The organism is Pseudoalteromonas sp. MMG024 (genome assembly GCF_021654175.1).
Lineage (GTDB): Bacteria > Pseudomonadota > Gammaproteobacteria > Enterobacterales > Alteromonadaceae > Pseudoalteromonas.
On sequence record NZ_JAKFZO010000027.1, the window covers coordinates 1 to 24,595 of the forward strand.

The 24,595-nt window shown below is 41.8% G+C and carries 13 protein-coding genes and 3 pseudogenes; 8 read left to right on the top strand and 8 right to left on the bottom strand.

What is annotated here, in order from left to right:
* Together L1068_RS19115 and L1068_RS19120 are read left to right on the top strand one after the other, a co-directional pair.
* A pseudogene (locus L1068_RS19115) lies at positions 1-251 on the top strand (AMP-binding protein); the annotation flags it as partial.
* 80 nt (positions 252-331) lie between these two features.
* Positions 332-595 (top strand): annotated as a pseudogene (locus tag L1068_RS19120) (DUF1275 family protein); the annotation flags it as partial.
* A gap of 49 nt (positions 596-644) precedes the next feature.
* Here the strand turns inward: L1068_RS19120 and L1068_RS19125 are convergent.
* The 5 genes and pseudogenes from L1068_RS19125 to L1068_RS19145 all read right to left on the bottom strand — a co-directional run bounded on the left by L1068_RS19125 (position 645) and on the right by L1068_RS19145 (position 5,754).
* Positions 645-959: a hypothetical protein gene (locus L1068_RS19125; protein ID WP_054981276.1), complete on the bottom strand. Its 315-nt coding sequence runs from the start codon at positions 957-959 to the stop codon at positions 645-647.
* A gap of 192 nt (positions 960-1,151) precedes the next feature.
* Complete coding sequence (locus tag L1068_RS19130; protein WP_237131498.1) at positions 1,152-2,858, bottom strand: GspE/PulE family protein; 1,707 nt, start codon at positions 2,856-2,858, stop codon at positions 1,152-1,154.
* A gap of 2 nt (positions 2,859-2,860) precedes the next feature.
* On the bottom strand, positions 2,861-3,283 hold the full coding sequence (locus L1068_RS19135) for a hypothetical protein (RefSeq protein WP_237131499.1): 423 nt from the start codon (positions 3,281-3,283) through the stop codon (positions 2,861-2,863).
* Between the two features lie 843 nt (positions 3,284-4,126).
* Positions 4,127-4,270, bottom strand: a pseudogene (locus L1068_RS19140) (prepilin-type N-terminal cleavage/methylation domain-containing protein); the annotation flags it as partial.
* Positions 4,271-4,536: 266 nt separating this feature from the next.
* Positions 4,537-5,754, bottom strand: coding sequence for a glucose/galactose MFS transporter (locus tag L1068_RS19145; RefSeq protein WP_237131529.1), 1,218 nt, complete (start codon positions 5,752-5,754; stop codon positions 4,537-4,539).
* Positions 5,755-6,233: 479 nt separating this feature from the next.
* Between L1068_RS19145 and L1068_RS19150 the strand changes: the two genes are divergently transcribed.
* The 3 genes from L1068_RS19150 to L1068_RS19160 all read left to right on the top strand — a co-directional run bounded on the left by L1068_RS19150 (position 6,234) and on the right by L1068_RS19160 (position 15,704).
* Positions 6,234-8,888, top strand: a complete 2,655-nt coding sequence (locus L1068_RS19150) for a glycoside hydrolase family 16 protein (protein ID WP_237131500.1) — start codon at positions 6,234-6,236, stop codon at positions 8,886-8,888.
* 60 nt (positions 8,889-8,948) lie between these two features.
* On the top strand, positions 8,949-11,906 hold the full coding sequence (locus L1068_RS19155; RefSeq protein ID WP_237131501.1) for a TonB-dependent receptor: 2,958 nt from the start codon (positions 8,949-8,951) through the stop codon (positions 11,904-11,906).
* 90 nt (positions 11,907-11,996) lie between these two features.
* Positions 11,997-15,704 (top strand): two-component regulator propeller domain-containing protein, encoded by a 3,708-nt coding sequence (locus L1068_RS19160; RefSeq protein ID WP_237131502.1) that lies wholly within the window; start codon positions 11,997-11,999, stop codon positions 15,702-15,704.
* 49 nt (positions 15,705-15,753) lie between these two features.
* Here L1068_RS19160 and L1068_RS19165 read toward each other — a convergent pair whose 3' ends face one another.
* Both L1068_RS19165 and L1068_RS19170 read right to left on the bottom strand, forming a co-directional pair.
* Complete coding sequence (locus L1068_RS19165; protein WP_237131530.1) at positions 15,754-18,237, bottom strand: exo 1,3/1,4-beta-D-glucan glucohydrolase; 2,484 nt, start codon at positions 18,235-18,237, stop codon at positions 15,754-15,756.
* Between the two features lie 46 nt (positions 18,238-18,283).
* Positions 18,284-19,510: a sugar MFS transporter gene (locus L1068_RS19170; protein ID WP_237131531.1), complete on the bottom strand. Its 1,227-nt coding sequence runs from the start codon at positions 19,508-19,510 to the stop codon at positions 18,284-18,286.
* 208 nt (positions 19,511-19,718) lie between these two features.
* Between L1068_RS19170 and L1068_RS19175 the strand changes: the two genes are divergently transcribed.
* Genes L1068_RS19175 through L1068_RS19185 form a run of 3 tightly spaced genes read left to right on the top strand, consistent with a single transcriptional unit; the run spans position 19,719 to position 23,667 of the window.
* Entirely contained in the window at positions 19,719-21,059 is a 1,341-nt protein-coding gene (locus L1068_RS19175) for a GH1 family beta-glucosidase (RefSeq protein WP_237131503.1), read from the top strand.
* A gap of 42 nt (positions 21,060-21,101) precedes the next feature.
* Complete coding sequence (locus L1068_RS19180) at positions 21,102-22,112, top strand: LacI family DNA-binding transcriptional regulator (protein WP_237131504.1); 1,011 nt, start codon at positions 21,102-21,104, stop codon at positions 22,110-22,112.
* Positions 22,102-23,667 (top strand): sugar porter family MFS transporter, encoded by a 1,566-nt coding sequence (locus tag L1068_RS19185; protein WP_237131505.1) that lies wholly within the window; start codon positions 22,102-22,104, stop codon positions 23,665-23,667. Before L1068_RS19180 ends, L1068_RS19185 begins: the two co-directional genes overlap by 11 nt.
* Positions 23,668-23,671: 4 nt before the next feature.
* On the opposite strand, the gene glsB is transcribed toward L1068_RS19185, so the two are convergent.
* A complete protein-coding gene (gene glsB, locus L1068_RS19190; RefSeq protein ID WP_237131506.1) occupies positions 23,672-24,589 on the bottom strand; it encodes a glutaminase B in 918 nt (305 codons plus the stop codon).
* Between the last annotated feature and the right edge of the window lie 6 nt (positions 24,590-24,595).

Below are 24,595 nucleotides of genomic sequence, written 5' to 3' on the forward strand. Positions count from 1 at the left end.
TTACGATACCTGAAGGGACGCAAAAAGTTACTTTTACCTCTGGTTCAACCGGTACTCCAAAAGGTGTGTGTTTAAGCCGTGATAATCAGTTAACCGTTGCCAAAAGCTTAATTGATGTGATTGGTTTAAGTAATCCAAAGCACCTGAGCTTACTGCCATTTAGCACCTTGCTTGAAAACATAACTGGGATTTATGCGCCACTACTGTGCGGTGGTACGGTCAAAATGATTTGTGACAGTAAGCGTGGTTTTTAACCAGTGGCTCACACAATGGTTACTATTTTGCGTCAGCCGCGTGTGGCTTACAAAACGCGCTAGCAACAACCTACAGCGGCGCTATTATTCGAACGACGCATGTAACGGGTATTTTTACAGATTTGGGTATTATGCTAGGTGCCATCTTTAGAGGAGACAGACTTGATAAGCGAAAAGCGAAACTCTTCGGTTTTATTATTCTCGGCTTTATCTTTGGCGGGGTATTAGGCGCGTTATGCTTTTCTCGCTACCAATTTATGGCGTTACTATTACCTGCTACTTTATGTTTATTGCTATCAGTTGCGTACCGCACATATTTAAACAGAACATCAAATAGTTAGTGATTTTTAAAATCACTAACTACAGTTAAAATACACAAATTTTTTTTCGTTAGTGCACTGTAATAGCTTGATCGTTTACCACAAGAGACTGACCATTTTTTTGCGCGCGATTAAAGCTAGAAATCAATACACTATTGGATAGCGAGTTAATATCCTCTACTTCTTCCACCATGCAAAACATAATAGATTCCCAGCCTTTTTGCTTAATAAAGCTTTTGTGCTGTTTGATATTTTCTTGATAGTTTTTATCGGTAGTTAACAGGCCGATAGAGTGTTTATTACCAAGTTTGTACTTATCATTGTTTGAAGTTGCGCATTTTGCATAACCGCTCAATACATACACTATACTTTCTTGTTTGTTCATGGTGATAACTTTTGAAATTTGTTAAATGCATACAGCGTTTTGTATGCATTTTTTAAACCAAATCACCCAAGAACGTTAAAATCATCTGATATGCCTTTAAAAGCGGCTAAATGAAATTACTTTATGTGGATTCAATAGGCAATATGCCCATAAATCGTCAATTTTTTGTTGTGATTTAAAATGCACTTGCAGTTATGGCTTTTCACTGCATGCTTTCCAAAAGGATTCTCCTAATACTCTATTAATTTCTTCAGCAGAAGTGTGCCCCTTAGAAATAGCCTCAATAGCTACTTGGTAGAGGCTTCTAGCACCGTTTTTAGATGCCATCTCTCTGAGCGCACTTGAACTTTCGCCAGCTCTGACTGCATCAGCTAAGTTTTGGTCCATCGTGATGATTTCAAATAAAGGCATACGGCCTTTATAGCCAGTTTGGTTACATTTATCACAACCGACGGGGGTCATAATATTAAGTTTTGGAAAAATGCTTTTAAGGCGTTTGCCATATTCATCTTCGGTACTTTCTTTACAACAGCAAGAACAAAGTTTTCGTACAAGTCTCTGCGCTGCCACACCTTTTAAGGAATCAGCTAGGATAGGCCGGGAGACACCTAATCCAATCAGCCTCGGGATAGTTGTGATGGCATCACTGGTATGCAAGGTGGTCATGACAAAATGCCCAGTTATAGCTGCTCTAAAAGTTATTTCTGCTGTTTCTTCATCACGCACCTCGCCCATTAAAATGACATCTGGATCTTGTCGTAAAATACTTCTAAGCGCACTCGAAAAAGTAAGATTTTGACTTGGGTTGATATTAACTTGGGCAATACCTTCAATCTCATATTCTACAGGGTCTTCAACAGTGACAAGGCATTTTTCTGGGGCATTTATTTCTTTAAGAGCAGAGTAAAGTGTGCTGGTTTTGCCTGATCCCGTAGGGCCTGTTATGATAAAAATCCCCTCGCTGCTATGGAGTAAGTTTTTAAACGTTTTGAGCTCTTTGTCTTGAAGGCCAATCTCATCTATTTGATTTACAGCTGATTTTATTAGAAGTCGAATGACAACTTTTTCTCCGCCTCGCACCGGTAATGTGGATACACGTAAATCAACATCTTGGCCCTTTAATTCCAAACTTACACTACCATCTTGAGGAACCATCTTCTTAGCCAAATTTAGATGGGAAATTGCTTTAATACGCTGAATAATGGGAATGAATACTTGAGAAGGTAACTCTGAAATAACACGCAACATACCATCAATGCGATAACGAACTACGCCACCTCCCTGAAAAGGCTCAATGTGTATGTCACTCGCTTTTAGAATAAATGCTTCCAAAAGCATCTCAGACACAATTTTAACTATGGCTGAGTTTGCAGAAATAGATTCTGCCACTGAGGATGATGTATTTGCTTGATTGGATTTTATAACAAGATCATTCTGCGATAATGCATCGTCTTCATAAAATAGCTCTGTCCACTTTGCAATAACACTAGGATGAGCCAATTGAGACGAGACATGAAGACTTGTTAAAAATTCAACCATTGATTCCATGTCTGAATCAAATGGGTGAGGTGAAGCTACTATGAGTTGACCATCGGTTAAACTTAGCGGAAAAATACCATATTCTTTGGCTACTTTAAGAGGCACGAAATGCAACAGCTCTTCAGTTATATTTTGTGGGCTATCGGCAATATCCAACTCAAAATGCTTTGCGACCATGCTCGTTAGTGTATTCGCATCAACTTGGAGAATTGATTCTGCACTTTCCCAAGCATTGAGAGCACCATTGTTTTCAAAGAGCTCGTCAATATTAAGCTCTTTATTATTTATATGCTCATTGCAAAAACGATGAAGCCAATGAAACGTTTGATTACTTCGATGAATTTCATTATTTTCAGCCATAGTTAGTCCATGTAAATTTTATCGTCTTTGGCATCAAATGTAATCGTTGAATCGCCATGAGGCATGGTTAAACGAAAATGATCCTTGCTAATTTTCTGATATGAAACATCGATTACTGAAGCAATAGGACTCGGTAATTCGTCGGGAAGCTTGCCATAGTTTGTTTTATAGTGCTCTACGTCTTCAGCTACCATTAATAAAGCAACAGAACTGCCGGTTTGGTAATCCCTGTCATAGTTTGTTTGATGTGTTTGTACCCCAGTAACAGCGGTTTTAGCAATTAAAAATCCGAATACAATGCACACTGCGTATGTTATCCAGCTTGGTAACATAATTGTTGTGTTATTATTCACTGGTTGTTTGTTTTGAGTTTCATTCATTGCTTCAGCAATATTCTCTTTCCAACGTTTGTTTGTAGAATCCATTTTTAGCTCTCCAATTAATTAATGATTACCATGAAGTTGACCCTGATGTTTATCAGGATGTTTCACCCAACCCGGAGGCCAATTTAAGTGAGAACCTGCATTACTTTGACTGCCTGTATTTGATTGACTATTAGCACTACTTGATGAGCTAGAACTGCCAGCATTGGTTTGGCTGTTGGAGCTACTCGATGAACTTGATTGGCTTCCAGAGTTGCTTGCGCTAACACCATTACTTGCTGGCAGTGGCTTTGTTTGGACTGGAGTTGCACTTTGGCCGTTATCACTACTCCCTCCACTGTTAGTTGTAACACTTGGTGGAGGTGATGAATGACACGTTCCATATTGTTGCCCTTGCTCGGGTGGCCAAAGATAAAATCCTGGATTACAAGGAGAGTTATGTGGTTTTTGTGTTGTGATTGGGTCGGGCTGTGGTTGACTCGTTGTGGTTGCTACAGTTTGCCCACTTGTTTGGTGTGTTTCAAATGGAGTTGCTAATGCAATAATCATTATATTTGGTGTCACAAAAGAATGTTGTAACTTAGTGACATGATCGAGGGCATTAAGCACATTTTTTCCGTTTTGGTCATTGGCTTTTAAAAACAAAACAGGGAAAGCTTCATGGCCCGTGTAGTGAAAATAGCCAGAGTGATTAACCAACTGGGCAGAAAATTCAATATTAAACTCTTCTGTGAACTGACTCGCTAAGCCTGGTAAGTAGGCAGGAGGTGCCCCAAATTTCTCACTGGATAGCTCATCCGGCTTTGCTAATGCGCCTGGAGCTGTAGCAATAACATCTTGGTAGGCAAGGCCTATAGAGTGAACTCGGTATAAAAGAGAGGCGGCTTTTGATTCATTCACATAGCCTTGGTAATTAGGAAGCGCAACCATTGCTAAAATACCGATAATCGATATAACCAACATTATTTCGATTAACGTAAAGCCCTTATAGTTATTTATTAGGGGCTTATGTGAAAAGTTTAATCTCATTAATACTGTCCATTGTTGAAACAAATAATTCCTTAAAGTTTAGACAACATTAGCTAACTTTCTTCTTTGTGGCTGATTTTTAGTCAAATAATACCTAGATCTCGGTAATAGATCATAATTCTGATTTGCAGAAAAGTAAGAAAGCTAATTTGGTGGCGGTTAGACTAGAGAGTCTTATTTATTATTAAAACTGCTCACGTGTTAACCATAATCTAGATAAAAAAGGCCACATTATGTGGCCTTTAAAATACTGGATTTTTGAACGCCTAAGCGTCTGTTTTATGTCCTTTCACACCGTAGAATACGATAAACACGTAACAAACGGCAGGAATAATAAATGAGCGCGTCAGGCCAATGGTATCAGCGGCCATACCTTGGAGCACAGGGATAATTGCACCGCCCACGATAGCCAAACATAAAATGCCCGAGCCTTGTGAGGTGTGCTCTTTTAAGTTGTTAATCGCAAGACTAAAAATAGTTGGGAACATAATTGAGTTACATAAACCGACAGCGAGCATGGTCCACATGGCGATAGGGCCAGAACTTAACATTGATACCACAATCAATACGATAGCAAGGGCCGCATTAAAGGCTAATACTTTGCCACCAGATACTTTTTGCATCACAGCAGCACCAATAAAGCGACCGACCATGGCACCGCCCCAATAATAAGCGATGTATTTGGCAGCGGTGGCTTCAGTCATTTGCGTTGCACTGGCACTTGAAATGTAATTGATTAAGGTACTGCCAATCGCTACTTCGGCACCCACATAGACAAAAATACCGATAGCACCGAGCACTAAATGCTTGTGTTGCCATGCAGAGCCTTGAGTAACTTGAGGCGTTTCTTGATTAGCGATTTTAGGTAACTTTAATACTAAAAAGATAAGCGCTAATACCAATAACGACGCGGCTAAAATTAAATAGGGTAGCTGTACGGCGGTACCGTCATGACTTTGATTAGCGCTATCAGCTGAGAAAAACAACGCGGCCCCAAATAATGGCGCTACAGTGGTACCTAATGAGTTAAATGCCTGAGTTAATGTTAAACGAGAAGGCGCTGTTTTAGGGTCACCTAACGCACTGACATAGGGATTTGCAGAGACCTGTAAAATCGTAATACCACTGGCTAATACAAATAGCGCCATTAAGAAAAGCGCATAGATGCCAGAAGTTGCCACAGGGTAAAATAACAAACAGCCCACACAGGCAATGGCTAAGCCTGTCACAATGCCTTTTTGATAACCGATTTTCCCGACTAACTTACCGGCAGGTAGCGAGATAATAAAATAGGCACTAAAAAAGCAAAACTGAATAAGCATTGCTTGAGTGTAATTAAGGGTAAAGGCCTCTTTTAGATAGGGAATTAAAATGTCATTAAGACAAGTAATAAAACCCCACATAAAGAAGAGGCTAGTTAAAGCAACGAGTGCAAACTGAGTGTTTGAGGTGTTGCCAACATCAACCTGAGCGGTTTGATTAATTGGGTTAGGTGAGCTCAATGTTATTTCCTTTAATATGTTGTCAGTTTTTTGTAATTTTTAATATTAAAACGCTAAAGTATACAATATAAAACAAGCTGAAAAGCATTACATACGATTGCATTAATTTTATAAACACAACAATTGATTAAATAGTGTTTTATTGTGCTAAGTATCATTAAATTACAGGTTCCTTTAATTCCATTTAATTCATCTTTTATAACGTTTGCTCTATTTTTGACCGGAAAATGCTGATTTTGGGCTAAAAGAATGATGCAATAAATGCATTAAAAAAGAAGCATTGTTTAACTTAATTGTAAAAAAATTTGATCTTTTGTACGCAGTGACTTAATTTAAATGAAAGCGCTTACATTTCCGTGCTTTTATTTTTAACTAAAAATGAAAGCGCTTACATTTGTTTTTACAAAATGTACGACAACTAAACTATATTAAAAATAAAATCCTCTATCGGGGCGAAGATCATGAAACACGCAGCGAGACATATAGCTTCCTATGCGTTGGGATTATCGGCAATAGCTTTAACGGGCTGTGGTGGTAGTACCAACACGGATACAGATCTTACCAAAGTTGACCCAAGTCAGCCGGTAAGTGATTGGGTAATGGTTTGGAATGATGAATTTGACGGTACTAGTATTGATGCCAATAAATGGCGTCATGAAGTAAATTGTGCCGGTGGTGGCAACAACGAAAAGCAATGTTACACCGACAGTGACGAGAACTCCTTTGTCGCGGATGGCATGTTGCACATAGTGGCAAAACCTGCCCCAGAAGGAAGCGAAAAACCTTATACTTCAGCGCGTCTAAATACGCGCTACAAAGCTGATTTTAAATATGGCCGTTTTGAAATGCGTGCGAAACTCCCAGCTGGGCAAGGCGCATGGCCTGCGTTTTGGATGATGCCAACCGATGAAGTTTATGGTGGTTGGCCGCGTTCGGGTGAAATTGACATTGTTGAGTCGGTCAACCTAAAAGCAAACACCGCTGAGGGGCAATCCGAGGCCTATGTGCATGGCACGCTCCACTACGGTCGAGAATGGCCTAACAATGCAAGTTCAGGCAAAGCCTACTTACTACCCGATGGTATGAATCCCGCTGACGATTTCCATGACTACGCTATTGAATGGCAAGAAGGTGAAATTCGTTGGTATGTTGATAACTATCTTTACGCAACACAGCGCCAGTCTGAGGTGCGCTATAACAGTAAAGATGAAGCGGTAGGACTTGCGCACAAAGGTTGGTTTACTGAATATTTTGATCAAGTAACCGGTGAGTTAAAAACGTTCTGGACAAGCGCACCGTATGATCAGCAGTTTTACATGATTTTAAATTTTGCTGTAGGTGGTGATTGGCCTGAAAATGTAAACGATCTTGGTATTGATGAAGCGGCGTTTGCAAACGGCAATAGCTTTGAAATTGACTATGTACGTGTATACGAATGTGCAGCAAATCCAGATACTGGTAAAGGGTGTGAAACGGTACGTCCGGGTTATGATAAGTTAGACGATGCACTCGTTGAAGGTGCAGCGCCAACGCCGACATTACCTCCCGTTGGTGGCAATACAAATGTGATGATTTTTGATGGTGTACTTAACCCTAACTGGCCTGCATGGGATTGTTCTGGTGGCTCAACGCCTAGCATTATGAGCGATGAAGAGCGTGGTGACGTAATGCAGTTTACTGTGGGCAATCAGCCAACAGTAAATGGTTTTATTTCGCGCGATGAATTTATTACTGATGCTGAAGGTAAGGCATCACCGTTTGACGCCTCAGGTGTGATTGAAACGGGATCTGTTAGTTTTAAAATGAAAGTGACCAGTGCACCAAGTAATCCAGATGCAACCTGGATGTTTAAAATAGAAAGTGTTGGTGCAAGCACCGCCTATGAAGTGCCACTTAACACCAGCGTTGAAGGTGTTGACCCAGTTGTTGGTCAATGGCAAGACTATACTTTCCCAATCAGCGTGCTGGCTGAGGCCGGAATGGATATTAGCGCTTTAGATGTAATTATGATCTTCCCAGCATGGGGCACAGGTGAAGGCGCTGAATACCTTGTTGACGAAGTACAAATCGGTGCACCAAGCACCTCACCAGAGTTAGTACTGTTTGCTGATGGTGAAAACCCTGATTGGCCGATGTGGGACTGTTGTGGTGGCTCAACGCCTACTGAAGAACTTGACGACGATGCCCATGGTTTAGTCGCTGAATTTAAAATTGGAGCAAGTCCAACAGTAATGGGCTTTATTACCCGCTCAGCAAATGGTGGCAGCGATAAACCTTTCGATGCATCAACAATTATTGAAAATGGTGTATTGAGCTTTGAAATGAAAGTAGTGGATGCACCGCTAAGCCCAGACGCTTCTTGGGTAATCAAACTAGAATCTGATAATGCAGCCAGTGCAGTTGAGTTGCCAATTACTGATGCAATTGAAGGCGTGGCGCCAACAACAGGGCAATGGCAAACATACACATTCCCAATTAAAACATTAGTGTCGAAAGGCCTTGATGTTAGTGCGATTGACGTGGTGATGATTTTCCCTGCGTGGGGCACAGGCGAAGGTGCAATTTATCGTGTTGATAATGCAAAGATTCACGACCCAACAGCGACAAAACCTGCGGGCGGTGAACTCACTTTATTTATGAATACCGTTGCTGACAATTGGAGCATTTGGGATTGCTGTGGCGGTTCTACACCGACTGAGGAACAAGATGATGATGCACATGGCACGGTAGCACAGTACGTAATTGGCGCACAGCCAACGGTGATGGGCTTTTTTGCCGAAGATAGTGTGTATTTTGATGCCGCTAACTTACTTGAAGCGGGTGTAGTTCGCTTTGAAATGAAAGTGGTTGATATGCCGATTAATCCAGATACTCAGTGGTTATTTAAAATTGAGTCTGGTGATGCATCCACTGCCGTTGAATTACCACTATCAGCCAGTCTAGAAGGCGAGATGCCGCGCACAGGCGAGTGGCAAACGTATACCTTTACGATGCAAGAGCTGTTTAGCCGTGGCTTAGATATTAGTGCTATCGATGTGGTCATGATATTCCCTGCGTGGGGAACGGGTGAAGGTGCGGTTTATCGCGTTGATAACGCAGTAATTGCAAATCCGTAACGATTATTGGTGGCAAGCGTTTCGCTTGCCTAAAGTCAAATCAAGATAAGTAGAAAGATTATGAAAACAACAAGCTATAAGAAAAGCCAAGTAGCAATGTTAGTGGCTGGCTTACTAGGTACAAGTCTTGCGACGCCAATATACGCAGAGCAACTAGCGCAAAACAAAAATGCGGAAAAAGGCGTTGAAGTTATTGAAGTTAAAGGGATCCGTGGCAGCTTAATTCGTGCAATGGACCTAAAACGCGAAGCGTTTGGTGTAATGGATGCGATCAGCGCTGAAGAGATGGGTAAATTCCCAGATACAAATTTAGCGGAATCACTCCAGCGCATTACCGGCGTATCGGTTAGCCGCTCAAATGGCGAAGGCAGTGAAATTACAGTGCGTGGTTTCGGGCCGAGCTTCAACTTGGTTACACTTAATGGCCGTCAAATGCCTGGTACGGGTAACTCGCGTTCATATAAACTTGAAAACCTCGCCGCAGAGGGTGTTAGCACGTTAGAAGTGTATAAAACCGCGCGCGCTGAAAAGCCAACTGGGGGGTTAGGGGCAACGGTAAATATTGTTACCGCTAAACCATTCCAACGCCCAGGACAGCAAATAACTGCAACTGTAAAGGGGATTTACGATAGCTCAAATGAAAACGGTGATGATGTAACACCAGAAATTTCCGGCATTTACAGCAACACCTTCTTTGATGATAGATTCGGCTTTGGTGTGTCGTTTTCACGTCAAGAACGAGATTTTCAGCGTCAAGTAGCCAATATTCAAGGTTGGCAAGCTAATGTTGACTTACCAACGTTAGAAGAGGGGTCGTTTGTTGATCCGCGAGCGTTAGACAGCAAAGGCAACCGCATTGGCAACCATTTCTTTCCAAAAGATATGAACTACAGCATTGCTGATGTAGAACGTGAACGCAGCAATGCACAAGTGACCTTCCAATATGAACCTATAGACGGCTTAGTTGCGACGCTAGATTACACATACACCAATGCTATTACGGCAACAGAAATTGCAGGCTGGGGCATTTGGAATGAGTTTGGCGGCAATATTAACGGCTATGAGTTAGACCAAAATGGCACAGCTGTGTTTGCCGATATCAGTGGTAACGATGGTTCGTTTACGGCAAGTAAAGACACCACAGAAGTCGATTCTAAATCAATTGGTTTAAATCTTGTTTGGGAAATCAGTGATGATTGGAAAGTAGAACTTGATTATCACGATTCAAGTAATGAAACCGACAATGGTAAAGACAAAGGGTTAGGTAGTTCTGGCCAAGTTATTCTCGGCTCAGATCAGCTGGTTAACAAAATATATGACTACCGCACTGGTGATATTCCGCATGCAATGATCAACTGGCGAAATGGATCAAACGAATTACTACCAAGTGAAATAGATTCTAACTTTAGCCAATTTATTCACTCGCCAGGCAAGTCTGAAATCGAGCAATTGCAACTGCATACAACTTGGTTTAACGACACCTTTGATATTCCACTCGTCACGGTTAAGTTTGGCGGTACATTTACCGACCAAACTATGAGTGGCTCTAACGCATGGAGTGGTTTACGAGGTGGTCCAGGCTTTAATCCATCGTTTAGCGAAATTTTCCCAGACAGCATGTTTACACGTCATGATACCAGCGACTTACTGGATGAATTTGCTGGCGGTGGCAGTGATTTAAACCCGCATTATTTCTACCGTTACGACTTCGATGAAGCGGTTGCGCGCCAGCTTGCTTATTTAACTGAAGATATTATGGGTGGCGATGTTTATTCAATTGACCCGTATTTTGACGGTATTGATGCACAAGGTGCTGTTACCGAAGAAACCATGGCATTTTACCTACAAAGTGATTGGCAATTTGAGATAGCAGACTACGAAGCGCAGCTAATTGTTGGCGTACGCTACGAAGATACTGACGTAACTAGTAATGTTCGTCAACGCGTTGAAACACAGGTGAATTGGGAAAGTGCCTCTGAGTGGATTATGCAGTATGAAGCCGGTGGCAGCGATAACTTCCTTGAGAAAACAGGCGGGTACGATGTATGGCTACCTATGATGGATTTACGTGTCAATCTGACTGATGATTTAGTCACACGTTTTTCTTGGGGTAAAACGATGTCTCGTGCGCCACTTGGCGATTTAGCTGGGGTTCGCTTACTAAGTGGTAGTCCAAAACCTGGTGCTCGCACAGGTTCTCAAGGTAACACCAACTTGTTACCGTTTGAGTCAACAAATTTAGATCTATCGCTTGAGTATTACTATGGCGAAGGCAGTTATGCATCGATTGGCTATTTTAGAAAAGATGTGGATAACTTTATTCAAACCACGATTACCGAAACGACTATCGACGGCTTAAACGATATTTACAATGGCCCACGTTATTTACAGGCGATTGCCGATATAGAAGCCCGTGGTGAGCAAGCAACCAGCACCGCAATTTTTGAGCAAATGTTGGCAAATGGTCATGGTAATGCAGATGGTAAAATTGAACCAACTGCAGGCGACCCACTAATTGTGTGGAATATTAGTCAGCCAACCAATACCGATAGTAAATCTGTTGATGGTATTGAATTGGCGGTTCAGCATTTAATTGGTGATACCGGCTTTGGTTTAGGTGTAAATGCCACTTTTGTTGATGGTGATGTTGAGTTTGACGTTAACAGCCTAGTGCAGCAAGCGCCGCTAACAGGCTTAAGCGACTCGGCAAACTTCCAAGCGTTTTATGAAAAACACGGTCTGTCGGTGAAACTCACTTATGCATGGCGTGATGCATACTTAATTGGTGTTGGCCAAGCACAAGGTTCATCGGATGCGCCACCGCAATTTGCGAAAGAATTCGGTCAAATCGATATGAGTGTGAACTACGACATTAATGAAGACTTCACCGTGTTTTTTGAAGGCATTAATTTGAACAACGAAACCGAGCAAGGCTATGGTCGATATGAAGAGCAATTCTTATTTGCTCGTCAATATGGTCCGCGCTACACCTTTGGTATGCGTTATTCATTTAACTAATACTCCCTTGTTGTCAGCAAGCCGCATTTCGATGCGGCTTTTTTGTGGCCAAAATTTGACGGATTTTGTAACGCTAACCATTATTAATTAATGAAAAAAATTGTGATTACGCGCCTGCAACGCGCTTCAAAACAAGACCTTTTCGCACACATTGCTGGCGTTACTTTGCTGCTATTAAGTTTACTGCCAACGTTACTAAGCGCTGCGCCAAAACATACGGTAGTATTTGATGATATTGCCCAAGTAATGCAGCAATATGATTTTGATAATGGCCTCAGCCAAGCTTCCGTTACTGCAATCACGCAAGATAAATTTGGTTATATTTGGCTCGGCACGCAATCAGGGCTAAATCGCTTTGACGGTAAACGCTTTAAGCACTTTTTCCCCGCACAACCACTTTCCAATAAACTCGCAGGTGGGTTTATTACATCGCTTTGTAGCCAAACAAACTATTTATGGATAGGTACACAAACAGGGCTGTCACGATATCATCTCGAAACCAGTGAGTTTGAACGAATCAGTATTAATAAAGAAGGTGAGTCTGTTGAGCGCATTAAAAGCCTATCGTGTAATGATGATAGTTTAGTGATCACCAGTGATGACGGTGAGTTATATGTGTATCAAACTGAAAAAGGGTTGCTGTTAGGTAAAGACATTTTTGATGAGTCGAATGTTAGAGCTATTCATCTAGCACAATCTCAATGGTTTGCAGTTACAGACGAAGGTATTGTTACTAAACAAATTGGTGCAGCAAAAAGTGAGTTGTTACTGCCAGGTAAAATAGAACAAATCGCAGTAAAAAATAACGCGTTAGTGTTATTAGATAATGCGTTGCAGGTTTGTTTCTATCAGTTAGCGCCATTACAAAACATGTGGTGTAAGCCGTTGCCTATTTCTCATATGGCCGAGGTATTTCAGTTCAGTTTACTCGACCATGATTTACTAATCGCATCAAGCCAAGGTGCTTTTCAGTTATCGCACTCAGGCGAGATTTTACACCACTTCAAGCGCCAAGCGGGTAACCAAAAGGGATTGGCTGAAAACACGATTCTAGCTATATTTAAAAGCCAAGAAGGTGACATTTGGCTTGGTACCGAAACCCAAGGCTTGTATCACTATCGTGAGTTAAGTAATGCATTTGGCCATGTTTATAATTTTAAAGATACTGCTCGTAGCAGTGATTTTTATGATGTGAGAAGTTTTGAATTTGATGCTAGCGGCACCCTATGGATTGGCACATCTAAAGGCATTTATTTGTATTCAAATAAGCGATTTTTTGCCGCTGAGAGTATTTACCCATCTTTAAAAACTTTTAATAACACCTTTATTACCGACTTAACCATTTTTAACGACAATGTGTGGATCACCAGTCGTGGTGCGGGCTTGGCCAAGTTTGATTTAACCACAGGGCAAACTTGGTTGGTGAAACCTAAAATAAACAACCAAGAAGTCGAAAGCTTTAACTCAGTGATTAGTTATAAAGGCGAGCTAGTTTTTAGCTCTCGTAGCCAAGGTTTGCTCACTTTTAACCCCAACACCAAGCAGTTTAGCCATTTTATTAAAAATAACGAAAATGCGCCCGAACACGCAACAGGGCTATACACCGATGGGGAACATTTATGGTTTGGCAGTATTGGCATGGGGTTATTTAAATATGACGGCGAAACACTGGTGTCAATAAATCAAGCGCAAGGGTTGAGCTCTGATTTGGTGTTTATGATCGACAAAGATGCGCAAAATCGCATATGGGCCGCTACCGATAAAGGTCTCAGTATTGTAAATCCAGATATGACATTAGCGCGCATTGTTGAGCGTAAACATGGTCTTGCCAATAATGCCATTTGGGCACTTGTAAAAGACAATAATGGTAATTTTTGGGCAGGAACCAGTGGCGGGTTAAGCCATATTCAAAGTGATGATTTTACGATTCGCAATTATTTACGTAATGATGGCATTCAATCAAACGAATTTAACTTTAATGCGGCATTAAAAACCCAAGAGGGTCGATTATTTCTCGGCGGTTCAAACGGTTTTAATCAGTTTTATCCAAATGCAATTGAAAGCGCCCGTAAAAAACCAAATGTGCAATTAAGCGCAATCAAGGTGCTTGAAAATGAGCTCACGCCGAATAACGCCAAAGAACTCTCCTCTGTGCCTGAGCTGACGCAATCCCTTACGCTAAAAGCTAAGCAAAACATTCTCTCGCTTGCGTACTCATCAACAAGTTTAGCGTCTGATCGCCTTTCCCATCTTTATTATCGCGTGATTGGTTTAAGCGATAAATGGATCAAACTGGAACAAGGGCGTAATCAAATTGATTTAATTAACCTCACGCCGGGTAATTACACAATTGAAGCCTATTTGGTGGACCGTTTTAATAATGCCTCTGCTGCGCACCAGCTAAAACTGACTATCGTGCCGCCGTGGTGGGCGTCGAATGTTGCGAAAGTAAGTTACCTGCTTTTTGCATTGTTAATTGGCTCGTTAATTGTGTATTCACGGGTTAAACGCTATCGCCAAGTGCTAAGTGATAACAACAAAATGAAGCAATTGAACGAACGTTTTGAAATAAGCCTTTGGGCCAGTGGTGATGATTTATGGGATTGGCATATTGCCAACAATACCATTCATCGTTTTAGTGTAAGTAGCCAACTTGATTTCGGTGAGTTAACCGATGCCGTGCTGTTAGATGAGTTACATCGTTATGTGCATCCGAAAGACTGTATTTTATTGGAAGATAAGCTAGAGCGGTGTATCTCGGGTGAAATTGATAGCTACGAAATAGCGATTAGAATTAAAGAAAAATCAGGTAAATTTCGCTGGGTACGCGACCGTGGAAAAGTCGTAAGCAGAAGCAGTACCGGTGTTGCTGAGCGTATTGTAGGCGGAATTCAAGACATTCAAAAGTTGAAAGAAAATGAGTTTGCCCTTGAGAAACTGAATCAGTCGCTAGAAGAGAAAGTGCAAGAGCGTACATTGCAACTTGAACAAAATAATCAGCAATTGCTGCAAACCTTAGATGAGCTCGAAAAAATGCAGCAAGACTTAATTGAAAGCGAAAAAATGGCGTCGCTGGGTAATTTAGTGGCTGGTGTTGCCCATGAGATTAACACGCCACTTGGTATTGCGATTACCGGTGTATCATCAAATCAAGAAAGCATTGAACTGATCGAATCGCAACTGAACAATAAAACCCTAAATCAGGCGACGCTAATAAACGAAATTGCAAAACAGCGCGAAGTGTACCAATTGGTGCAACGCAATTTAGAGCGCGCCGAAGCGCTTATCGCTAACTTTAAACAAGTGGCGGTTGATCAGTCTTCAGAGCAAATGCGCGAAGTGCATGTACGTGAATACCTTGAACAGTTGCGTACATCGTTAGCACCACTGACTAAAGGAAAAGATATCACTGTATCGATTGCATGCTCCGAGAGTCTAGTCGTGGAAACCTATCCCGGCGCTTGGTATCAAGTGATGTCTAATCTTATACAAAACTCGGTAACTCATGGTTTTGAAGGTATAAATAAAGGCAATATTGCGATTTCCATAACACTTAATAACGGCAAGCTTGTTGTACTGTATCAAGATGATGGTAAAGGTGTTTCAGAAGACGTTCGGGAGCGTATGTTTGAACCTTTTGTTACCACTAAGCGTAATCAAGGTGGCAGTGGCTTGGGAATGCACATCGTTTATAACTTAGTAACTCAGTTACTTAATGGCGAAATCACTAGCCGACGCGTTGAGAATCAAGGCGCGGTATTTGAAATTGAGTGTTTTGTGAATGTCATAAATGAATAAAGCCCCTTTCACGTCACTTGAAAAGGGCTTTAATGTGGGGGCAGTTAACCTACTGACACATTTGCATTGCAGGTGTCTCTGATTGTGTAATCTTAATGTTAGCAAGGGATAGCGTGAGTGCACTCGATGAACCAATTTCGAACGGCACAACTAGCTGATTAAACTTAATGCCTTGCTGAGTAAAGCACGCTAAATCAACGGAAAGGGTATGCCATTGACCATCTGCTTTGGCGCTTAGTAAGTGAGTAATATCCATTTTGCTATGGCAGCTTCCCGGTACATCTGCAGTGCCTTCGCAGTTCATGGTTAGCCACACATTTTTAATGTTTTGGCTATCAACTTTTATATCAAACACAAGTTGTGCTGTACCTGATACTAAATTGCTTAAGTCTTCACGGAAATGGCTTTTACTGGCAAAGCGCAGACCTGCAGGTTGCTCGCCACTGATTGAAATTTTGCGCGCATCTTCTTGAATTACTTTATCAATGGTACGGTAATTAATACCGTCAAGATTCAAAGTGCTTGAGGTGATTTGTTCGCTGTTGTCGCCTGAGAACAACCAAGCTTGCCATGGCTTTTTCACTTCACCCTCAAGAATAGACACACTCTTAATATCGCCCGCTTTACGCTCAAATTGTTCAGGTAAATCGTTTGCTAGAGTAGTATTTGATTTTGATGTTAATCCATAGCCGTAAGCAAAAAGCGGTTTTTCATTACTGTTTTTATAAAAATCTACATGCTGATTTGGATTCATTGGCCAACTAAAGGGTAGTTTACCTTTAAAATCAATATTAATACTGTCATCTGCCTTACGAAGCAGTACATCGGCAATCGCTGCACCTTCCGAGCCAGGTAGCCAAGCTGCAACAAATGCAGTTGATGCATTGAGTTCAGCATTAACCCACATAGGGCGGCCGCTAATAAACACGGCGACAACTGGAATACCGGCAGCTTTAAATTTGTTTAATAGGGCAAGATCGCGTTTTTCACCCGCTTGGTACTCAAGGGTTGCGCGGTCGCCATGGCCTTCAGCATAAGGCTCTTCCCCAAATACCACAATCGCGACATCGGGCTTCGCTGAGTAACTGCCATCAAGGCTGTAATCGAGTGTACCGCCTGCAGCAGTTACTTGACTGCGTAAGCCATCCAGAATTGATGAACCATCTGGGAAATCACTATTTTGGTTATTCGTTCCTTGCCATGTAATTGTCCAGCCGCCTGATTGTTTACCAATATTATCGGCTGCATCACCAGTCACTAAAATGCGCTGTTTAGGTGATAACGGTAAGAGTTGCTGGTTGTTTTTCAACAATACCAGCGATTCGCGCACTGCTTGTGCAGCAACGTCACGATGCGCTTTTTGGCCAATTAACTCTGTTTTGCCTGAAAGTGCTCTGTCTTTTGGGCGTGGCTTATCAAATAAACCCGCGCGGAATTTTACGCGTAAAATACGGCGCACGGCGTCATCAACACGCGATTGTGCAATTTCGCCTGCGTTTACTTGTGCGATGGTATTTGCCATTAAAGCTTTCCAATCAGAAGGCACCATAAAAATATCAAGGCCGGCATTAATTGATTGTGCGCAACTTTCATTGCTACAACCAGCCACTTGCCCATGACCATTCCAGTCGCCCACAATAAAGCCATCAAAGCCCATTTTTTCTTTTAGCACATTGGTAAGTAGGTATTTATTCCCATGTACTTTTTCGCCATGCCAGCTGTTAAATGATGCCATTACAGATTGCGCACCAACATTTAAACCGCCAACATAGCCTTGCGCGTGAATATCAAATAAGTCTTGTTCAGACGATAAGTTATCGCCTTGGTCGTCACCATTAACGGTGCCACCATCACCCACAAAGTGTTTTACGGTACTAATTACGCGCTCATTGCCTAAAAAGTCTTTACCCACTTCGCCTTGTAAGCCTTTTACCACTGATGCTGCGTAACTTCTCACAAGCGCTGGGTCTTCAGAGTAGCTTTCATAGGTACGGCCCCAGCGGTCGTCTTGCACAACGGCAACCGTTGGTGCAAACACCCAATCAATACCGGTAACCATCACTTCTTTTGCTGTGATAGCCGCGATTTGTTCCATCAATTTGGGGTTATTTGCCGCCCCTAAACCAATATTATGTGGGAATAACGTTGCCCCAATTACATTGTTATGGCCGTGCACTGCGTCAGTGCCCCACATAGTTGGGATCGTAGACCCATCAAGTGAGTCATCAATTGACGCCACATACATATCGTCGGCGAGCTTAATCCAGTCTTCTGGTGTAGCGTGTTTATCGCCATTAGGGAACGAACCGCCCCCATTTAGATAAGACCCAAAACCATAACGACGCATATCTTCAACAGTGATATTGCGGATTTCAGGTTGGATCATCTGCGCGATTTTTTGCTCTAGCGTCATTTGTGCTAGCAGCGCTTCAACCTTACTTTCAAGCGTTGCATCGTATTTCACAGGGCTTGTGATTTTTGGCCAAATATCGTTTTTAGTGTTTGTTGGTTTGGCATTATCATTGCCCGACATACAGCCGCTCAGAGCCAAACAAAGTGCTGAGAGCGAAAATAGCTGTTTATTCATTGTTTTGTCCTTGAGTAGTTGATGGCACATGTCCTTTCACACCGTAGAATACGATAAATACGTAACATACGGCAGGAATAATAAATGAGAGTGTTAAGCCAATGGTATCAGCAGCGATACCTTGGAACACAGGGATAATTGCACCGCCCACGATAGCCAAACATAAAATGCCCGAGCCTTGTGAGGTGTGCTCTTTTAAGTTGTTAATCGCAAGACTAAAAATAGTTGGGAACATAATTGAGTTACATAAACCGACAGCGAGCATGGTCCACATGGCGATAGGGCCAGAACTTAACATTGATACCACAATCAATACGATAGCAAGGGCCGCATTAAAGGCTAATACTTTGCCACCAGATACTTTTTGCATCACAGCAGCACCAATAAAGCGACCGACCATGGCACCGCCCCAATAATAAGCGATGTATTTGGCAGCGGTGGCTTCAGTCATTTGCGTTGCACTGGCACTTGAAATGTAATTGATTAAGGTACTGCCAATCGCTACTTCGGCACCCACATAGACAAAAATACCGATAGCACCGAGCACTAAATGCTTGTGTTGCCATGCAGAGCCTTGAGTAACTTGAGGCGTTTCTTGATTAGCGATTTTAGGTAACTTTAATACTAAAAAGATAAGCGCTAATACCAATAACGACGCGGCTAAAATTAAATAGGGTAGCTGTACGGCGGTACCGTCATGACTTTGATTAGCGCTATCAGCTGAGAAAAACAACGCGGCCCCAAATAATGGCGCTACAGTGGTACCTAATGAGTTAAATGCCTGAGTTAATGTTAAACGAGAAGGCGCTGTTTTAGGGTCACCTAACGCACTGACATAGGGATTTGCAGAGACCTGTAAAATCGTAATACCACTGGCTAATACAAATAGCGCCATTAAGAAAAGCGCATAGATGCCAGAAGTTGCCACAGGGTAAAATAACAAACAGCCCACACAGGCAATGGCTAAGCCTGTCACAATGCCTTTTTGATAACCGATTTTCCCGACTAACTTACCGGCAGGTAGCGAGATAATAAAATAGGCACTAAAAAAGCAAAACTGAATAAGCATTGCTTGAGTGTAATTAAGGGTAAAGGCCTCTTTTAGATAGGGAATTAAAATGTCATTAAGACAAGTAATAAAACCCCACATAAAGAAGAGGCTAGTTAAAGCAACGAGTGCAAACTGAGTGTTTGAGGTGTTGCTAGCCTCGACTTGCATAGTCTGATTTATTGGATTGGGTGAGCTCACGATGATCTCCAGTTGATTTTTTTGTTGTAAGCGCTTACATTTAAATTATGTAAGCGCTTACATTTATAGTTTGATAATTGCAGAAAGCATTTAAAATATCAAATATAAATCAGGTTTTGATTCGCTTTTAGGTAAGTGCTAACAAGTAAAGTAGCCATAAAACAAGGTGTTAAATACCATGAAGCATTTTCGCTTAGCCACAACGAGTAATATGATGCAGCCAGATTTCATTTTTGGTGTGGCAACATCGTCGTATCAAATTGAAGGTGCTCGAAATACTCGATTAAAGGCAAACTGGGATTCCTTTTGCGAAAAAGATGGCGTGATTGCCGATAGCAGTAATGGTGATCTAAGTTGCGAACATATTGCGCACTGGCAACAGGATGTCGCAATAATGACCGATATTGGTGTTGATGCATATCGCTTATCATTGTCATGGTGTCGCGTTATGTTGGAAGACGGTACGGTAAATCTTGAGGGTGTTAAGTTTTATATCAACTTGTTTCAAGCGTTAAAAGCGCAAGGTATGAAGATTTTTGTTACCTTTTATCACTGGGATTTACCAGATTACCTTGATAGCCAAGGGGGTTGGTTAAATCGTCAAACAGCCTATGAATTTGCCCATTATGTAGAAACAATCACCCCTTACATTTCACCGTATGTTGATTCTTTTGCAACCTTAAACGAACCTTTTTGTTCAGCGTATTTAGGCTATGAACTAGGCATTCATGCGCCTGGGCATACCAGCCAAAAGGCCGGTAAAATTGCTGCGCACAATTTACTGTTAGCACATGGCTTAGCGATGGAAGTATTAAACCGTTTAAGCCCAAGTACTGAAAACGGTATTGTGCTTAATTTCTCGCCGTGTTACCCATTAACCAATTCAGACCAAGATGCACTTGCCTGTCGTCATGCCGATGAATATTTGAACTTGTGGTATTTAATGCCGCTACTTGAAGGGCGATATCCAGATATTGCTGACGTATTGCCTGACGATGTAAAACCAGAAGTTACTGAAGGCGATATGGCAATTATCGCTGCACCACTCGATTTTATAGGTATTAACTACTACACCCGCAAGGTGTACCAAGCGGGAAACAATGTGCTGTTTAAAGAAGTAAATACAAATGAATACGCAAAAACAGCAATGGGTTGGGAAATTGTTCCAAGTGCATTTTTTGATTTACTGACCGACTTAAACAACCGATTTGAATTACCAAATATCTATATCACTGAAAATGGCGCGGCGTTTGATGATGAAATTTTGGATGGTGAAGTGAATGACTTGGCACGTATTGATTACATTGACGAACATTTATTGGCGGTTGAACAAGCAATTCAGCACGGGGTGCCAATAAAAGGCTATTTTGTGTGGAGTTTATTAGATAACTTTGAGTGGTCAGAAGGGTATACTAAGCGCTTTGGCATAGTGCATGTTGATTATAAAACGCAAAAACGCACACTAAAGCAAAGCGCACTTGCGTACAAAGCACTAATAAACGCTAGAAATTCAAACTAATAACCATTAAATTTATTGAATGTAGACACAGTTTTCTTTTTTATGGCAACTATTTACGAAGTATCAAAAGCCGCTGGCGTATCATTAGCGACCGTTTCACGAGTGATTAACGGTAACGCCCGAGTTAGCGAGCGCACAAAAGAAAAAGTGCACAAAGCAATGGATGCGCTTGGCTACAAACCTAATGCGATTGCACAGTCACTCGCCTCTAATCGCACTAATAGTGTGGGATTATTGGTGTCAGAGCTGCATGGTTCATTTTTTGGCGACATGATGAGCTCAATTGAATCCATGCTGCGTGATGCCGGAAAACATGTGGTGATCACCGCAGGCCACAGTGAAGCTGAAAAAGAAAAACAAGCCATTGAGTTTTTGATTAGTCGCCGTTGCGACGCGTTAATTTTAAACGCTGAGGCAGTATCTGAAGACTATCTAAAATCGTTACTCGAAAAAAACATCGAGATCATTCTGATCAACCGTGATATCGAATCTCTAAAAGAGCGTTGCATTGTACTTGATAACCAATTAGGCGGTTATTTAGCGACCAAAGCGGCAATTGCACAAGGGCATACTGAAATCGCCTACATCAGTGGTCCTCATTTAAAAGAAGATGCACAGCAACGTTTAGCAGGCCATAAACAAGCGCTACAAGAAGCAAACATCCCATTCGATAGTGACTTATGCTTTGAGGGTGGTTATCACGAATCGGAAGGTCAAGCTGGATTTAATGTGCTGCGCTCAGCCAATCAATCATTTACAGCACTGGTTTGTGCAAATGATGAAATGGCCTCTGGCGCAATGACGGCGGCACGTGAAAATGGGCTCAGTATTCCTGACGACTTATCGATTATTGGCTTCGATAATGTGTTATTTGCCCGCTATTTATATCCAAAACTGACCACGGTAGATAACCCAATTGCAAAAATGGGTGAAATGGCAGCGAATTGGGTACTTAGTAATATTTATCAGCAAAAAATTAATACAGAAATCACACATTTGTTTAAACCTGAATTAGTGATTCGCGACTCGCTAGGAGCCGTGCGTGCTGGCTAATCGGATCTCTCCCTCAGCCAAATTTGCGCTTATTGCGTCGTTTGGTGGGTTTGTATTTGGTTTTGATGCTTCGGTTATTTCCGGTGCAATTGGCTTTATTTCAGAACAGTTTTTTCTCGATGAATGGCAACAAGGCTTAGTAGTGAGTGCGCCAACCTTAGGTGCAATTATTGCCAGCTTTTTTGCCGCGTTTTTAAGTGACCATTTTGGTCGCCGTAATACCTTAATTGCGGTGGCCTTGTTATATATTGTTTCCGCTTATTTCTCTGCAATAGCCAGTGATTTTGAAAGCTTAGTGTTGGCGCGCTTTATAGGTGGATTGGCGTTTTGCTCATTGCTTATTACGCCAATGTACATTGCGGAAATTAGTTTAGCCAAATCGCGTGGTAGATTAGTGTCGATAAACCAATTAAATATTGTGATTGGTTTATCGGTATCGTATTTCTCAAATTACGTATTGTTACAGCTAGGGCATGCCGAGGGGAATACATTAAGCTTGTTAGGCATACATGCTGAAACATGGCGCTTTATGCTGGCACTCGAATTAGTACCCGCTATGGTGTGGTTTTTCGCTTTATTTTTGCTGCCAAAAAGCCCGCGTTGGTTAGTGCTTAAAAATCATCAAGCCGATGCGAAAGCGGTACTTAATCGGTTGTTTTCTAAAACGGAAGTGGATGCGCAGCTACAAGAAATCAGCGTAATTGAAAATCAGCAGAGCGCGTTTTTTACCCGTTTTAAAGGGCTTTTCACAAGTAAGGTGCGATTGGCTTTGTTAATGGGAATTACCCTAGCCATTGCGCAGCAGATATCAGGTATTAACGTTATCTTTTTTTATGCGCCTGTGATATTTGAGCAAAGTGGTATTGGCACTGATGCCGCATTTTTACAAGCAAGCTGGATTGGTGCGATTAATGTGTTGTTTACCCTTGTAGCGCTGATCACTATTGATCAATTTGGTAGAAAGCCATTACTTACCGTTGGTTTGGTGGGGGTATGTATCAGCATGTTTATTTGCAGTTATGGTTTTAAGCAGGCAACGTATCAAATTAATAATAAAGATGTTGCTGCGTTAGTGGCAACCCATCAGAACCTAAATACCTCACGTTTTTCACCTCTTTTATCTAAAGTCTATACATCTGACATTGCGTTTAAAAATGCAGTTGTCGAAGCCATTGGCGAGCAGCAATTTAGGCAAGTGGGCAGTGAATTGTTAATGCGTGCGACCGACATCAATGCAGGTCTTGTGCTTTTTGGTATCACTGCCTTTGTTGCATCGTTTGCAATGTCGTTAGGACCTGTGATGTGGGTGTTCTTTTCCGAAGTATTTCCGAGCGAATTACGCAGTGTTGGCATTTCGCTTTTGGCACTAATCAATGGGTTTGTGAGCTTTTTAGTGCAGCTGGTTTTCCCGTGGGAGCTAGCAACCTTAGGAGCGGCAACCACATTTTTAATTTATGGCGTGTTTGCGTTCTTGGCGCTGGTAATCATTATACGTTTTTTACCAGAAACAAAAGGCCAGTCGTTAGAGTATTTGAGCCAGCCAAACAAGTGCTAATCGCCTAAAAAAGCTGTATTTCCATTTCTTTTGCAAATAGCTCTAGGGCATGTAAGCCAGCCACCGAGTTACCATATTGGTTTAATTCAGGTGACCATACCACCACAGTGTAACGCTCAGGTACCACGGCTAAAATTGCACCACCGACACCTGATTTACCTGGCATACCAATACGATAAGCGAAATCGCCTGCTGCATCATACAAACCGCTGGTAAACATTAAAGAGTTCATTTGTGAGTTTTGCTTACGTGAAATAAAGGTCTCTTTTGTGGTTTGTGAAACCCCTTTATTGGCCAAAAAGCTGAATGTTTTAGCCAGTTCTACTACGTTCATTTCGATGGCGCAGTATTTACAATAATTACTGAGCACGGCGTCTACATCGTTATCAAAGTTATTAAATGACTTCATTAAGTTAGCCATTGCGGCATTACGAAAACGGTGCTTAAACTCTGATTTTGAAACTGACTTATTAAAATTGATTTTACTGTTGCCTGAGAGCTGACGCACCGTTTCTAAATAATGATGCAATGGGGCACTTACACGTGATTGTAGCGCGTCACATACGGCAAGCGCGCCTGCATTAATAAATGGGTTGCGCGGTACGCCGTTTTCCATCTCAAGCTGAATAAGCGAGTTAAACGCAGTGCCTGATGGCTCTTTGCCAACACGTTGCCACAGTGATTCGCCATAGCGTTGCAGTGCGAGCGAAAGGGTTAATACTTTTGAAATAGACTGAATGCTAAAGCGTGTTTTGGCATCGCCAGTAGTGTAGATTTCACCACCGACAGTGAGTACCGCCATGGCAAATTGCTGAGGTTTAATTTTGGCAAGTTCAGGAATGTAATTTGCAACTTGGCCTTGACCAAACAAGCTTCGACATTCTGAATTTATAGTGTTAAGCAGCGACGTAATCTGATCCATTGTAAA

Excerpts from the sequence above, each read along its gene's own strand:
- L1068_RS19125 (WP_054981276.1), bottom strand. The coding sequence starts at position 959 with ATGAACAAACAAGAAAGTATAGTGTATGTATTGAGCGGTTATGCAAAA.
- L1068_RS19130 (WP_237131498.1), bottom strand. The coding sequence starts at position 2,858 with ATGGCTGAAAATAATGAAATTCATCGAAGTAATCAAACGTTTCATTGG.
- L1068_RS19135 (WP_237131499.1), bottom strand. The coding sequence starts at position 3,283 with ATGGATTCTACAAACAAACGTTGGAAAGAGAATATTGCTGAAGCAATG.
- L1068_RS19150 (WP_237131500.1), top strand. The coding sequence starts at position 6,234 with ATGAAACACGCAGCGAGACATATAGCTTCCTATGCGTTGGGATTATCG.
- L1068_RS19155 (WP_237131501.1), top strand. The coding sequence starts at position 8,949 with ATGAAAACAACAAGCTATAAGAAAAGCCAAGTAGCAATGTTAGTGGCT.
- L1068_RS19160 (WP_237131502.1), top strand. The coding sequence starts at position 11,997 with ATGAAAAAAATTGTGATTACGCGCCTGCAACGCGCTTCAAAACAAGAC.
- L1068_RS19165 (WP_237131530.1), bottom strand. The coding sequence starts at position 18,237 with ATGTCGGGCAATGATAATGCCAAACCAACAAACACTAAAAACGATATT.
- L1068_RS19170 (WP_237131531.1), bottom strand. The coding sequence starts at position 19,510 with ATGCAAGTCGAGGCTAGCAACACCTCAAACACTCAGTTTGCACTCGTT.
- L1068_RS19175 (WP_237131503.1), top strand. The coding sequence starts at position 19,719 with ATGAAGCATTTTCGCTTAGCCACAACGAGTAATATGATGCAGCCAGAT.
- L1068_RS19180 (WP_237131504.1), top strand. The coding sequence starts at position 21,102 with ATGGCAACTATTTACGAAGTATCAAAAGCCGCTGGCGTATCATTAGCG.
- glsB (WP_237131506.1), bottom strand. The coding sequence starts at position 24,589 with ATGGATCAGATTACGTCGCTGCTTAACACTATAAATTCAGAATGTCGA.